Consider the following 12362-nt stretch of genomic DNA (forward strand, 5'->3'; position numbering starts at 1 on the left):
AGCTGCGCGAGCAACCACGACGAACCCGCACCCGCCGATACAGCGAACCTCCCGATTCATAGGCGCGCAAGGGGCCCGAAGGGGCACAGCCCCTGATGACGGAAGGGCAAGGGCAGCGAGCGCACCCCCGGCTACCCTGACCTCGTGACCGTCCCCACACCGATCGTCCTGGACAGCGATCCCGGTATCGACGACGCCGTAGCCCTGCAGTACCTCCTCGGCACAGGCCTCTGGGACCTCAAGGCCTACACCTCGGTCGGCGGCAACCTCCCCGCCGACGCCACCTACCGCAACGCCCGCGCGCTGGCCCGAGCCCTCGGCATCGACACCGACGTCCCCGTCCACCGGGGCGCGGGCCGCCCCCTCTCCCGCCTCCCCTACCGCGAGGCATCCGCCTTCCACGGCCGGGCCGGCCTCGGCGAGGAGTCCCTGCCCGACTCCACCGCCCCGCACCCCTCGGAGTCCTCCGCACAGGCCCTGCTGCGCCTGTCCCGCGAGCACGAGGGCGAGCTGACGGTGTGTGCCACCGGCCCGCTCACGAACGTCGCGATCGCCCTGCTGGAGGATCCCGGTTTCGCCCGCCGCGTGGCGAAGTTCGTGTTCATGGGTGGCGCCGCGCAGGTGCCGGGGAACTTCACCCCGGTCGCCGAGTTCAACATCTGGTCCGACCCGGACGCCGCCGAGGTCGTGCTCTCCTCCGGCATCCCGTTCACGATGGTGGACCTGGACGCCTCCCACCAGTGGCTGTTCCGCCCCGCGGACCTCGCGGCGCTGGAGGCGGCGGGCCCGGGCACGGCGCTCGCCGCCCGGCTGATGCGGACGTACATGCGGGCCTACACCCGCCACGGCGGCGACGGCACGTGTCCGCTGCACGATCCGCTGGCGGTGGGGGTGTGCGGGGACGAGTCGTTCGTGACGGCCGCCGAGGGGGCCGTGATCGTGGAGTGCGCGAGCGAACTCACGCGCGGCCAGACCGTGTTCGTGCCGGCCGACGCCCCGCGGATCTACTACTCGGAGTCCCCCTCCCTGACGGCCCGCCTCCGCCTCACCGGCCGCGTCGCCCTCGGCGCCGGCCCCCGCGACTTCAGCGAGCACTTCGTGACGACGCTGCCGCGCTGGCCGGCACGGCCCTGACCGACCCACCGCCAGCCGACCCCGCCGCCGGCCCTCAGCCCTCAAGCCGCGCCGACAATCACACGATCAACCGCCCCTGTGGACAACCGCGGACCTGCCGACCGCCTCCTCGTGCAGACTGCGATCCATGGACATCACGATCAGGCACATCTCCCCCGACGAGTACACCGACCTCGGCGACATCACCGCACAGGCCTACCTGACGGACGGGTTGCTGGACTTCGGTGAGAGCGACGCATACCTCGGCGAACTGCGGGACGTGGCGCGGCGGGCCGCCGCGGCCGAGGTGCTCGTGGCCGTGGCGGAGGGCCGGGTGGCCGGCGGCGTGACCTTCGTTCCGGCCGGGGGCGCCATGGCCGATATCGCCACCTCCGGGGAGGCCGAGATCCGAATGCTGGCGGTCGACCACGCCGCCCGCGGCCGCGGCATCGGCGAGGCCCTCGTGCGGGACTGCGTCGAGCGCGCGAGAGCCGTCGAGGGGTGTGTACGGGTCGTGCTGTCGACCCAGCGGACCATGCACTCCGCCCACCGCATCTACGAACGTCTGGGCTTCGTTCGAACGCCGGCGCGCGACTGGAACCCCATCCCGCACCTCCCGGACCTGACGCTGCTCACCTATGAGTTGACGCTATGACACGCTCCGAAGTCACCGCGACACAACATCTGGGGGTGGACCGGCGGCCCAACACAAGATGTATGCTCATGCTCGCTGTCGCCGCAGGGGAATCCGGTGCGAATCCGGAACTGTCCCGCAACGGTGTACTTGCGTGTTTTCGCACGCGAGTCCAGTCCGAGGACCTGCCGACGGTGCGCCCGGCCGTCCGGTCCGGGTGCCCTGACGTCCGGGCCTCGTGGAGTGGGCCGGTGGACGCGACGCCCCCGTGCGCTCGTGTGCTGCTGCCTGCTCTCCGCAAGGCCCCGTGCCGAGCGAGGGAGAGCCCCCACGTGACCATCGCGCCAGCCGACCCGGTTTCAGCCACCCCGGCCCCCGCCGGACCGGCTTCCGCCACCCCGGCGACGGAGACCGACGGTCCCGGTGCCGCGTTGCTGCGGACCCTGACCGAGCTGACCGCCGACCTGCCCGACGCCGACCCCGGTCGGGTCGCCGCCGCCGCGCTGCGCGGCCGGTCCGCCCGGGCGGACGAGACGGAGCTGCGCGAGCTGGCCACGGAGGCGGCCGCCGGCCTCATCTCCGAGGACCCCGCCTACTCGAAGCTGGCCGCCCGCCTGCTGACGATCACCATCCGCGCCGAGGCCGCCTCCCAGGGCGTCACGACGTTCACTGAGTCCGTCGCCGTGGGCCATCGGGAAGGGCTCGTCGCCGACCGCACGGCGGAGTTCACGCGCCTGCACGCCGAGCGGCTCGACGCGCTCGTCGACCCGGCCGCCGACGACCGGTTCGGCTACTTCGGGCTGCGCACGCTCCACAGCCGCTACCTCCTCAGGCACCCGATCACCCGCAAGGTGGTGGAGACGCCGCAACACTTCATGCTGCGGGTGGCCGGCGGTCTCGCCGAGGACGACACCGCACGGTCCGTGGACGAGGTCGCCGCTCTGTACCGGCTCATGAGCCGCCTCGACTACCTGCCCTCCTCCCCCACCCTGTTCAACTCCGGTACGCGACACCCCCAGATGTCGTCCTGCTACCTTCTCGACTCGCCGCTGGACGAGCTGGACTCCATCTACGACCGCTACCACCAGGTGGCCCGCCTCTCGAAGCACGCCGGCGGCATCGGGCTGTCGTACTCCCGCATCCGTTCGCGCGGTTCACTGATCCGCGGCACGAACGGGCACTCCAACGGCATCGTGCCGTTCCTGAAGACGCTGGACGCCTCGGTCGCCGCCGTGAACCAGGGCGGCCGACGCAAGGGCGCGGCCGCGGTCTACCTGGAGACCTGGCACTCCGACATCGAGGAGTTCCTGGAGCTGCGCGACAACACCGGTGAGGACGCCCGCCGTACGCACAACCTGAACCTGGCGCACTGGATCCCCGACGAGTTCATGCGCCGGGTCAACGCGGACGAGCAGTGGTCGCTGTTCTCCCCGGCCGACGTGCCCGAGCTGGTCGACCTGTGGGGCGCGGAGTTCGACGCCGCGTACCGCAAGGCGGAGGCCGACGGGCTGGCGCGAAAGACCATCCCGGCCCGTGACCTGTACGGCCGCATGATGCGGACGCTCGCGCAGACCGGCAACGGCTGGATGACGTTCAAGGACGCCGCCAACCGCACCGCCAACCAGACGGCCGAGCCGGGCCACGTCGTCCACTCCTCCAACCTCTGCACGGAGATCCTGGAGGTCACCGACGACGGCGAGACCGCGGTCTGCAACCTGGGCTCGGTGAACCTGGGCGCCTTCGTCGACCTCACGACCGGCGACCTGGACTGGCAGCGGCTCGACGAGACCGTCCGCACGGCCGTGACCTTCCTGGACCGGGTCGTCGACATCAACTTCTACCCCACCGAGCAGGCGGGCCGGTCGAACGCCAAGTGGCGCCCCGTGGGCCTCGGCGCGATGGGCCTGCAGGACGTCTTCTTCAAGCTGCGGCTGCCGTTCGACTCGGCCGAGGCGAAGGCCCTGTCCACCCGGATCGCCGAGCGCATCATGCTCGCCGCGTACGAGGCGTCCACCGACCTCGCCGAGCGCAACGGCCCGCTGCCGGCCTGGGAGAAGACCCGGACGGCCCGCGGTGTGCTTCACCCCGACCACTACGGCGTGGAGTTCACCTGGCCGGAGCGCTGGGCGGCCCTGCGCGAGCGCGTCGCCACCGTCGGCCTGCGCAACTCGCTGCTCCTCGCCATCGCTCCCACGGCGACCATCGCCTCCATCGCCGGCGTGTACGAGTGCATCGAGCCGCAGGTGTCCAACCTGTTCAAGCGGGAGACCCTCTCCGGTGAGTTCCTCCAGGTCAACTCCTACCTGGTGAAGGACCTCAAGGAGCTGGGCGTCTGGGACGCCCGCACCCGTGAGGCGCTGCGCGACTCGAACGGCTCCGTGCAGGACTTCGCGTGGATCCCGGCCGACGTCCGGGCGCTGTACCGCACGGCCTGGGAGATCCCCCAGCGCGGTCTGATCGACATGGCCGCCGCCCGCACCCCGTATCTGGACCAGGCCCAGTCGCTGAACCTGTTCCTGGAGACGCCGACCATCGGCAAGCTCTCCTCGATGTACGCGTACGCCTGGAAGTCGGGACTGAAGACGACGTACTACCTGCGCTCGCGCCCGGCGACCCGTATCGCCCGCGCCGCCCAGGGCCAGACGCAGACGCAGTTGACCGCCCAGCCCGAGAAGACCATCCCCGTCCAGCAGGCCGCCGACCCGGATGCCGTCGCCTGCTCCCTTGAGAACCCCGAGTCCTGCGAGGCCTGCCAGTGATGTCCAGCACCCAGAATCTTCTCGACCCCGGCTTCGAGCTGACTCTGCGCCCCATGCGCTACCCGGACTTCTACGAGCGCTACCGGGACGCCATCAAGAACACCTGGACCGTGGAGGAGGTCGACCTCCACTCGGACGTCGCCGACCTCGCGAAGCTCAGCCCCTCCGAGCAGCACCTGATCGGCCGTCTGGTCGCCTTCTTCGCGACGGGCGACTCGATCGTCGCGAACAACCTGGTGCTGACGCTCTACAAGCACATCAACTCCCCCGAGGCGCGGCTGTATCTGTCGCGGCAGCTGTTCGAGGAGGCCGTCCACGTCCAGTTCTATCTGACGCTGCTGGACACCTACCTCCCCGACCCGGAGGACAGGACGGCGGCCTTCGCGGCCGTGGAGAACATCCCGTCCATCCGGGAGAAGGCCGGGTTCTGCTTCAAGTGGATGGACTCGGTCGAGAAGCTGGACCGCCTGGAGTCGCGGGCGGACCGTCGCCGCTTCCTGCTCAACCTCATCTGCTTCGCGGCGTGCATCGAGGGGCTGTTCTTCTACGGTGCCTTCGCCTACGTCTACTGGTTCCGCAGCCGGGGCCTGCTGCACGGTCTGGCGACGGGCACCAACTGGGTGTTCCGCGACGAGACGATGCACATGAGCTTCGCGTTCGAGGTGGTCGACACCGTCCGCAAGGAGGAGCCGGACCTCTTCGACGACGAGTTGCAGCAGCAGGTGACGGACATGCTGCGGGAGGCGGTGGAGGCCGAGCTGCAGTTCGCCCGCGACCTGTGCGGTGACGGCCTGCCGGGCATGAACACCGACTCCATGCGGCAGTACCTGGAGTGCGTCGCCGACCAGCGGCTGACTCGGCTGGGCTTCGCGCCGGTGTACGGCTCGGAGAACCCCTTCTCCTTCATGGAGCTGCAGGGCGTTCAGGAGCTGACCAACTTCTTCGAGCGGCGCCCGTCCGCGTACCAGGTCGCGGTGGAGGGCACCGTCGACCTGGACGAGGACTTCTAGGGCCCGCGAGCCGGCTCCGCCTCGAGGGCGGGCCGGCTCGACCCGGCCCGCCGGGGTCACTTGAGCGTGATCGTGTCCCCGGCCGAGATGACCCGCGCTGTCGACGCCAGGCCGGGGAAGTACCAGCGCCAGCTGCCCGCCGTGTCGACGGTCACCTTGGTGCTGAGCCTTCCGGCGCTGCCCGACTTCACCGTCTTCACGGTGGTGTAGCGGGCGGCGCCGTTCTTCTTGAACTGGAGCCGGACCGACTGCCCCTTGAACCCCTGGTACTTGAGGGTTTCCCAGATGGCGCGGGACAGCGTGCCGGTGACGGTGACCTTCGAGCCCTTGGCGGCCTTGTCGGGCGCGATGGCGGTGGTCAGCTTCGAGGCACGCTTGACCTTGTACCGGGCGATGTCGTCGGAGATCCAGTAGTCGCCGTCGTTGGCCTTGACGGTGGCATTGACCTGCCAGACCCCGGCGGTCTTGTTGCTGTCGGCATCGCTGTAGCCGGGGATCCAGTGCGGGTTGATCGCGATCACGGCTGTGCACAGCGACGTGGTGGACGACTTCTTCTTGCAGGTGGCGCCGGTCCAGTCGGCGAAGCCGCCGCCCAGGGCGTTGTAGGCGTAGAAGGTGCTGACGCGGGTCAGTCCCTTGACGCCGGAGTTGTCCCGGACGGTGATGGCGACCGGGAACCTGATGGTCTTGGACGTTCCCACGATGACGTTGTCGCCGCGGTTGACGACCGTCTTCGTCACCCGGACGTCGCCCTTCCCTTCGGCCTGGGCGCCCGTCGCCGCCAGCAGCACCAGGGCCGCCGCCCCGCCCGCGACGGCCAGGGTTCGGCCGTGCGCGGGGCGCGTTCCGTGTCTCATGATCCTCCCCTTGTGGTCGGGGAGAGGCTACACACGGAGAAGGGCTGGAGCCGTACAGATATGCGATCAGACCGTGCGGGCGAAGCGGCGTGACATGGAGCCGGAGGCACGTCGCTCGGGCCGCGACCCGTCGATGGCGGCCTGGCGCTTCGCCGCCTCCCTGAGCTGCCGGTCCACGCGCCGGTCGTGGAGGACGCCGATGAGGGCGGGCAGCGCGACCAGGGCCAGCACGCCGAGTACGACCAGGGTTCCGATGAGTCCTTGCAGCTGTGTGGTGTTCATGGACACCACTGTCGCGCGGGACACTCCTTACCAACAGTGGCAGTACTGCCGCACGCCCTCCAATTACTGCCACTTCCGAGGCACACTGGAGGCATGCTGACCAACGTGGCGGCCGTCCTCATGGACGGCGTGCACCCCTTCGAACTCGGTGTCGTCTGCGAGGTCTTCGGCCTGGACCGCAGCGACGAGGGCCTGCCCGTGTACGACTTCGCGGTCGCCTCGGCGGAGGGCCCGACCCTGCGGACGCACGCCGGTTTCACGATCTCGACGCCGTACGGACTGGACCGGCTCGACGAGGCCGACCTGGTCGTCGTCCCGGCGGGTGAGAGCTATGTGCGGCGGATCTACCCGGCGGACCTGCTGGAGGCGCTGCGCCGGGCCACCGACCGGGGCGCCCGGGTGCTGAGCGTGTGTTCGGGGGTGTTCGTGCTCGGTGCGGCCGGTCTGCTGGACGGCCGGCGCTGCGCGGTGCACTGGCGGCACTCCGACGAACTGTCCCGGCAGTATCCGCGCGCGGTGGTGGAACCGGACGTGCTGTACGTGGACGAGGACCCGGTGATCACCTCGGCGGGCACGGCGGCCGGTATCGACGCCTGTCTGCACATCGTCCGCAAGGAGCAGGGGCCCGAGGTCGCCAACAAGATCGCCCGGCGGATGGTCGTGCCGCCGCACCGGGACGGGGGCCAGGCCCAGTACGTCGAGCGGCCGCTGCCGCGCTCGCAGTGCGACACGGTCGGCGAGGTGCTGGCGTGGATGGAGCGCCACCTCGACGAGGAGGTCACCGTCGAGCAGCTCGCGGCACGCGCCCATATGTCACCGCGGACGTTCGCCCGCCGCTTCCAGCAGGAGACGGGGACCACTCCGTACCGCTGGATCCTGCGTCAACGGGTGCTGCTGGCACAGCGGTTGCTGGAGGCGACGGACGAGACGATGGACACGATCGCCTGGCGCACCGGTTTCGGCACGGCGGCCACCCTGCGCCATCAGTTCGTCCGGGCCCTCGGCACGACACCGCAGGCCTACCGCCGTACCTTCCGGGGTCCTGAGGCGGCCGCCTGAGAACGGCGCCGGGCGCGCGTCCGGGCGGTCGGCTGCCGCCCGAACGCGCGCCCGGGATGTGTCCGTGCGGTGGTTCAGTCGTTCGCGACGACGGGGTAGCGCGGCTCGTTCTCGGCCATCTGGCGCAGGGCGTCCTTGCGGTCACGCTTGGAGAGCCGGTCGATGTACAGGTAGCCGTACAGGTGGTCGGTCTCGTGCTGGAGGCAGCGCGCGAAGTACCCGGTGCCGCGGACCTTGATCGGGTTGCCCTTCTCGTCCTGGCCGGTGACCTCGGCGTAGTCGGGCCGGGCGAGCGGCATGTACGCGGTCGGCACCGACAGGCAGCCCTCGTTGCTGTCGTCCAACCGGCGCTTGTCGGCGGGCAGTTCGACGAGCTTGGGGTTGCAGACGACGCCGACGTGGCGGTTGCCCTCGTCGTCGGGGCAGTCGTACACGAACACCTTCAGGTCGACGCCGATCTGGTTGGCGGCGAGGCCCACGCCCTCGGCGGTGCGCTGGCTGGCGAACATGTCGTCCACGAGCTTGGCGAGTTCGTCGCCGAACTCCGTGACGTCCTTGCACTCCTTGTGCAGGACCGGGTTCCCGACGACGGTGATGGGCCGCGAGGTGCCGCGCTCGCGGTACGCCTGCTCGCGCTCCTCGCAGTCCTCCGTATCGACGACGAATCCCTCGTCGTCGACGGGGAGCACGCCCACGTGCTGCTGTTCGGTGTCCTGCTGAGCCATGACAGACGTACGCCTTCCTCACAAAACAAGGGCTGAGTTGCTGATACAGGGTACGGGCAGCGGCGGAGGGGAGCGCGGGCAACCGCGTGACCGGCCGGGCGCGGTCCGTGCCCCGGCGTACGGCCGCTCGACCCTCTAACAGACCTCTTCGAGATCCCGCCAGTCCCTGGAATCAGGACTGTCGGCGACCCATCCGTCGAGCAGCCCTCGCACCAACGACGCCGGCGCGGCGATGCCGCACTCCCGCTCGGGCACCCACAACTGCCCGTCCGTGACATGCCCGAGCGGCCCCGGATGCCCCGGCTCACTGTGGTCGTGCGGGTCCATGTGGTCCCCGTCGCCCTCGTCGGACGGCATCCGGGACTCCGAGCACAGCCGGCACAGCAGCCGCACCGACGACGACCAGTCCTCGGCGGCGAAGCCCGCGTCGGCCGCGAGCCGTTCCAGCGCGTCCCGGTCGGACTCGGTGGCGGCCTCCAGCAGCACCACCCAGGTCGGCACCGGCGACGGCGCCCACAGTTCGATCTCGTCGAACACCGGGTACGCGTGACCGGCGGCCGTGGTCCGCTCGCCGTGCGGGACCCCGTCGTGGAGGACGACCTCGCCCCAGCGCCGCCCGGACGACGGCAGCGGAATGGAGAGCACCTCTATGCGCGCCGGGTCGAGCCTGCGCCCCCACACGACCTCGGCCTCACCCTCCGGCGAGAGCCGCACCGCGGCGCTGCCCAGATCCATGCCGACCGGCTCGCCGGTGTCCGCGACGCCGCCCCCGGGCTTCGGCCGGGCCGCGCCGCCCGGTACCCGCAGCCCGTACGCCTGCCAGGCGCGGCGTGCCAGCGGCCAGTCCTGCAGGGCGGTGGCGGCGATGCCCACGTTCCACCAGTCGGGCGCCCCGGTCTCCCGGTCGAGCAGTGCGACGGCCCTCAGCCCGGCCGCTCTGGCCTGCTCCCAGTCGTGCCGGAACTTGTGCAGCAGGGCGAGGTTGAACCAGGACTCGGACAGCCACGGCTCCAGGTCCGCGGCACGGGTCAGCAGAGCTCCCGCGTCCTCGTAACGACCGTCGCCGATGAGCGTGAACGCCCGGTCGGTGGCCTGCCGCCACGAGGCGGAGGGCCGATGCCGTCCCTTGCCGAAGATCCTCACGATTCCCGCCTGCCAGTTACGGTTCCCGCCTGCCGTTTCCGTGGAGTGGGCCGGCCGTCGCCCCCGGTACACCCTCTCCCTCGCATCCAACCACGGACGGAAGGAGAGCCGCTCATTACCCATGGGTTACCCCACCACGGGCAAGGTCAGACCGTCTCGTGCGACCACTCTGGCAAGCGATTCGACCACCTCTGGCTGATAGTCGTGTGCTGTCGCGAGCCGCAGTTCCTCCAGTGCCCTGAGCGGCCCTGAGGGCCCTGCTTCCCGGGACTTCTCCTCGTATGCGTTCACTGCCCGGACGATCCGCGCGCCGACCGGCTGCTCACGGAAGGGATCGGCCTGGCGCTCCACCACCACGGCGACCTCGGTGTCCACTCCGGTCTGCCGGACGACGGCGCCGCCCAGCAGCGCGATGCGGCGCTGCTGCGCCGTCGGCAGGTCGGCGGTGGCCCCGGCGGGCATGGGGTCGACCAGGCTGAGCTGCCCGATGTCGTGCATGAGGGCCGCGTACTCCAGGACGGTCAGCTCACGTTCGCCGAGCCCCAGCTCCCGCCCCACCTCACGGCTGAGGGCGGCGACTCTGCGGGCATGGCCCGGCGGGGTGTACCCGGCGATCTCCGTGGCCCTGGCCAGCGAGGCGATGGTCTGCCGGTACGTGGTCCGCACGGCCGCGTACCGCCGGAACGACAGCTGGGTGAGGAGCAACGGAAGCGAGAACACGGGCAGCGCCCACAGTCCGGCGACCCCGACCGCGACGGCCATCACGACCCCGGTCGCACAGACCGCCGAGCCGATCCCGAGGAGGCCCCGCAGTTCGTCCCGCAGCAGCGGCCCGTACGGCCATCGGGTCCGGGACCGTGCCAGGGCCGCCGCCAGGACGGCGTCGCACAGGGCGGTCACCACGAGCAGCCCGACGAGCAGCAGCACGCGCGCGTGCCCGCTCCAGCCCAACAGCCGTCTGCTGTCGTGCAGGGGCTGGAAGCAGACGGCGGCGAAGGTGACGGTGAGGACGCGCCGGGTGAGGTGGTCGGCGGTGCCCCCGCGCCTTCTTGCCACGTGGGGCGCGCACCCGAGGAGCGCGCCCACGGCGACGACGGCCACGACTTGCGGCACTCCGTGCGCCGTGGACCGCCCCGCGCACTCCCCCAGCAGCGCGTACGCAAGCCCTCCGGCTGCCCCGAGCGGCGCCTGCTCCCTGCCCTCCGCCCCGCGCCAGCGGGACAGCTCCCCCGCGCCCACCAGCACACCGAACACGAGAGCGACTCCGGGCTCGTCGAGGCCGTACCGGAGGGTGTGCCCCAGCCCGGCGAGCACGAGCAGGGCGGCGAGGCAGGGGAGAAGGACGGGGAGGAGCGGCACCGGAGCCACCCTCGGGGAGCTCACCGGCCCCGCCTCCCGGCGGCACCGCGCTCGATGACTCCCCGATCGGCCGTTCCCCGCTCGGGCGTCCGCTGCTCGGCCGCTTCCCGATCAGCCGCTGCCCCCGCGACACGCTCAGCAGCAGGTGCCCCCGGCGCCGGTACCTTTCCGCGTGGTGCGGTGGTCACCAAGGGCTCCCAGCCGCAGCGGGACAGTGCCCGTCCCAGCGCTCCCACCATCACGGGGTCGAACTGCGTGCCGGCGCAGCGCTCCAGCTCCGCCAGCGCGGCGGCGACCGGGCGCCCTCGCCGGTAGGACCGGGTCGAGGTCATCGCGTCGAACGCGTCGGCCACCGCCACCAGCCGCGCGAACTTAGGGATCTCGCTCCCCACCAGCCCGTAGGGGTATCCGCTCCCGTCCATCCGCTCGTGGTGGTGCAGGACCGCCGCCCGCGCCTCGCCGAGGAAGGAGATCCCGCGCACCATCTCGTGCCCGTACTCGGGATGCAGTTCGACGATCCGCCGCTCCTGCGGGGTGAGCGGCCCGTCCTTGCGCAGTAGCCGCGTCGGCACCCCCAGTTTCCCCACGTCGTGCAGGATCCCGGCGAAGCGCAGCATCTCGGCGCGCTCGTCGTCCATGCCCAGCTCGCGAGCGATCATCAAGGAGGCATGCCCGACCCGTTCGCTGTGGCCGCGCGTGTAGGCGTCCTTGATGTCGACGGCCTGCACGAGCGCCCGGATCGTGGCCTGGTGCGCCGCCCGCTCACGGTGGTACTGCCCGAAGACCCAGCAGGACACGTACATCGGCAGCAGGACCAGCAGCGCGGCGACGGGCCCGTACGGGCTGCGCCAGAGCACGGCCATCATCAGCCCGGCGAGCCCGTGCGCGGCGACGGGTGCCGGCGCCCGGAGGAGCAGGCCCCGCCAGGCAGTGCGCCACGGCACCCGCTCGGCGAGCACCAGGATGCCGCCGTCGAGGAGGGTGAGCACGGCGCAGAACGCCAGCACGGCTGCCCCGGCGGGCAGCAGGGCGTGGGGGAAGTCGGGGCCGGCGACCGCGTCCCGGTCGCCGAGCGCCCGCGAGGAGCACCGGGAAGAAGGTGCCCATGCCCCGGGGAGCGAGGTGGCCGACGAAACGGCACCGGGTGATCTGCTCGCACCCGGCGTACAGCGCGGCGAGCAGGGCCACCGGCCACCAGGGGACCCGAAGGCCCGGAGGTCCGGTGAGGCAGGCGAGGGCCGCGAGCACGGTGCAGGCGACGTACACACGTGCCCATGCCGGAACCGACCTCATGGCGCCCCTCCCGAGATTCAGCTTCCGGAGCGTAGGGCGGGACGGGCCGGGTGGGAGTGACTACGGGTGAATCCCCTGGGCCACGATGGCCGGATTAACTCATTCGGGTGAAATGGGTGCTTGGAGGG

10 protein-coding genes, 1 pseudogene and 1 riboswitch are annotated in these 12362 nt (G+C 71.2%); of the genes and pseudogenes, 5 read left to right on the forward strand and 6 right to left on the reverse strand.

What is annotated here, in order from left to right; all coding sequences use genetic code 11:
• Positions 1-144 precede the first annotated feature (144 nt).
• The 4 genes from AOK15_RS20540 (at position 145) to AOK15_RS20555 (ending at position 5516) form a co-directional block, all read left to right on the forward strand.
• Positions 145-1134 carry a nucleoside hydrolase gene (locus AOK15_RS20540; protein ID WP_055518980.1) on the forward strand — a complete coding sequence of 330 codons (990 nt, stop codon included), beginning with the start codon at positions 145-147 and terminating at the stop codon, positions 1132-1134.
• A 127-nt stretch (positions 1135-1261) separates the two neighbouring features.
• Entirely contained in the window at positions 1262-1768 is a 507-nt protein-coding gene (locus AOK15_RS20545) for a GNAT family N-acetyltransferase (protein ID WP_055518983.1), read from the forward strand.
• 27 nt (positions 1769-1795) lie between these two features.
• A riboswitch (cobalamin riboswitch) is annotated at positions 1796-1954 on the forward strand.
• Positions 1955-2079: 125 nt separating this feature from the next.
• Complete coding sequence (locus AOK15_RS20550; RefSeq protein WP_055518985.1) at positions 2080-4506, forward strand: ribonucleoside-diphosphate reductase subunit alpha; 2427 nt, start codon at positions 2080-2082, stop codon at positions 4504-4506.
• Positions 4506-5516: a ribonucleotide-diphosphate reductase subunit beta gene (locus AOK15_RS20555; protein WP_107099460.1), complete on the forward strand. Its 1011-nt coding sequence runs from the start codon at positions 4506-4508 to the stop codon at positions 5514-5516. Before AOK15_RS20550 ends, AOK15_RS20555 begins: the two co-directional genes overlap by 1 nt.
• 56 nt (positions 5517-5572) lie before the next feature.
• On the opposite strand, the gene AOK15_RS20560 is transcribed toward AOK15_RS20555, so the two are convergent.
• Together AOK15_RS20560 and AOK15_RS20565 are read right to left on the reverse strand one after the other, a co-directional pair.
• A complete protein-coding gene (locus AOK15_RS20560) occupies positions 5573-6373 on the reverse strand; it encodes a hypothetical protein (RefSeq protein WP_055518989.1) in 801 nt (266 codons plus the stop codon).
• 66 nt (positions 6374-6439) lie between these two features.
• The gene (locus AOK15_RS20565) at positions 6440-6655 is read right to left on the reverse strand and encodes a hypothetical protein (protein WP_055519001.1); all 216 of its coding nucleotides are present in this window, start codon (positions 6653-6655) and stop codon (positions 6440-6442) included.
• A 93-nt stretch (positions 6656-6748) separates the two neighbouring features.
• Between AOK15_RS20565 and AOK15_RS20570 the strand changes: the two genes are divergently transcribed.
• Positions 6749-7714: a GlxA family transcriptional regulator gene (locus tag AOK15_RS20570; protein WP_055518991.1), complete on the forward strand. Its 966-nt coding sequence runs from the start codon at positions 6749-6751 to the stop codon at positions 7712-7714.
• A 74-nt stretch (positions 7715-7788) separates the two neighbouring features.
• On the opposite strand, the gene def is transcribed toward AOK15_RS20570, so the two are convergent.
• The 4 genes and pseudogenes from def to AOK15_RS20590 all read right to left on the reverse strand — a co-directional run bounded on the left by def (position 7789) and on the right by AOK15_RS20590 (position 12234).
• Positions 7789-8439: a peptide deformylase gene (gene def, locus AOK15_RS20575; RefSeq protein WP_055518993.1), complete on the reverse strand. Its 651-nt coding sequence runs from the start codon at positions 8437-8439 to the stop codon at positions 7789-7791.
• Positions 8440-8574: 135 nt separating this feature from the next.
• Entirely contained in the window at positions 8575-9582 is a 1008-nt protein-coding gene (locus AOK15_RS20580) for a tetratricopeptide repeat protein (protein WP_055518996.1), read from the reverse strand.
• A 126-nt stretch (positions 9583-9708) separates the two neighbouring features.
• Positions 9709-10965, reverse strand: coding sequence for an HD-GYP domain-containing protein (locus tag AOK15_RS20585; RefSeq protein ID WP_055518997.1), 1257 nt, complete (start codon positions 10963-10965; stop codon positions 9709-9711).
• Positions 10962-12234 (reverse strand): annotated as a pseudogene (locus tag AOK15_RS20590) (HD-GYP domain-containing protein). The gene AOK15_RS20585 and the pseudogene AOK15_RS20590 overlap by 4 nt, the downstream one beginning before the upstream one ends.
• Positions 12235-12362 lie beyond the last annotated feature (128 nt).

The sequence above is a fragment of the Streptomyces ossamyceticus genome, from assembly GCF_001418475.1.
In the GTDB taxonomy this organism is placed as follows: domain Bacteria; phylum Actinomycetota; class Actinomycetes; order Streptomycetales; family Streptomycetaceae; genus Streptomyces; species Streptomyces ossamyceticus.